Source organism: Neisseria sp. HMSC056A03 (assembly GCF_001815685.1).
Classification (GTDB): domain Bacteria; phylum Pseudomonadota; class Gammaproteobacteria; order Burkholderiales; family Neisseriaceae; genus Neisseria; species Neisseria subflava.
Genome location: NZ_KV821612.1, coordinates 1 through 1,607 on the forward strand (window position 1 = coordinate 1; position 1,607 = coordinate 1,607).

Here is a 1,607-nt window from a genome sequence, read left to right on the forward strand (position 1 = left end):
AAATTATGAAATTCATTTCAACAATTACTGTCTTGGCGATGGGCTTTTCTTCAGCTACCTCTATGGCATCCAATCCCCTCAATCCTCCTCAAATGGGTGGAGACGAGCGTTTGGCTTGCGAGGCGCTTATGTGCTTGGTCAATCCGGCATCTCAGCCGTCTGAATGTCAATCTGCTTTGAAAAAGTTTCACTCTATCAAGCATAAACATGGACATGATACGATTACTGCACGGCGCAATTTCCTAAAAAAATGCCCTGCTCAGGATCGTTCTGGATTTGATGATTTTATTGATTCAATCATCAAATAATTTAATACTTATCAAGGGCCGTCTGTTATTCAGACGGCCTTTTGTAAATAGTCGGTTTCTCCCCCATCTTTATTTTATGTCTTCTGTTCAAAAAAACAGCCCCCCTGTTTCAGAAATGGCTATACTATGGACTGGCAACGATCTTTTCCAGCGTGATGCTTGGCGTCATGGCTGAAATCTCTATGGATCTAGTAGCCAATATCGCCATTACCGATGCAGTATCCAATATTGCTTCGGCACTGATCGGTGGAAACGTCGGCGGTATTATGCAGACCGTTACCCAACAGCTGGGCTTGGGTCTGATGCTCTCTACCTTGCTGATCACCGTACCGCCTATGGCAGGTGCCTGGTTTAATGGCATGATGTCTACATACTCTGGATACAATGCAATGCAGGGTTGGGGAACGGGTCAACCTGCTACTCCGCCGGGGATGAATAGTCAACAGCAGCAGGCTAATTATAATGCGCAGAATTTCTCCAAAACTTCTGACAGTACTCCACCAACTAATGTCCAACAATCAGTATGGACGACTGGTGGAAATCAGCCTGGAAGCACAACCACCGATGCTATAAAATCTGCAAGTCAGCCTGGAAAAGGACCAAATCAATCATAATAATAGTTCTATGATTGCCATATATTGACTATTGACAAAAAATCTAACAAAAGATTGGACCTAAAATGAAAAAATTGCTCATTATATTATTAGGGCTAGTAAGTCTTAATGTTTATGCAAATGGCTGTGGAGGCGAATATCAACCTGCAACTGGTACCTGCCGTATTATCGATAGCTCTGGTCGGCAAATTATATATAATGTCGGCAGACCTCAGTCTTCCAATAGCGGCTCTACCCAACCCCAAATTATCAACATCGATGTTCCTTCAAAATACGGTGCTTGGGCATTTAATCCTAAAACTGGTATTGCAGGTGGCGCACTTGATATGAATTCTCGTGAGGAAGCAGAAAGAGAAGCCATTAAAACCTGTGAGCGAGGAGGTAGAAATAAACCATGTAAGATAGGCGTTCGTGTACGAAATGGTTGTATTGCCGTTGTTCAAGGTAAATTGGGAAAAAAAGTAAAAACCTTCTATGGAACGGAACGTTTCCCTGGTGATGCCGAGCCATCTGCCTTGAGAAAATGTCACGCATCTGGAAGCTCTCAATGTTCTATCGTTGCCAATGAAGGTTGTTCATTGCCTAAATTTTAATAGACAGAGGCTATCTGAAATTTCAGATATCTACCTTTACTAATTCCATTCAATAACAGAGTAAATTATGAAATTCATTTCAACAATTACTG

Annotated in this window: 3 protein-coding genes; all 3 read left to right on the plus strand. The window is 42.1% G+C overall.

Annotated elements, in window-relative coordinates; genetic code table 11:
• A partial coding sequence (locus HMPREF3052_RS03740; RefSeq protein ID WP_283126949.1) for a TrbM/KikA/MpfK family conjugal transfer protein occupies nucleotides 1-308 on the plus strand: 308 nt, incomplete at its 5' end.
• 104 nt (nucleotides 309-412) lie between these two features.
• Nucleotides 413-922 (plus strand): hypothetical protein, encoded by a 510-nt coding sequence (locus HMPREF3052_RS03745; RefSeq protein ID WP_283126950.1) that lies wholly within the window; start codon nucleotides 413-415, stop codon nucleotides 920-922.
• Nucleotides 923-987: 65 nt separating this feature from the next.
• Nucleotides 988-1,515: a DUF4189 domain-containing protein gene (locus HMPREF3052_RS11280; RefSeq protein WP_083318783.1), complete on the plus strand. Its 528-nt coding sequence runs from the start codon at nucleotides 988-990 to the stop codon at nucleotides 1,513-1,515.
• The last annotated feature ends 92 nt before the right edge of the window (nucleotides 1,516-1,607 follow it).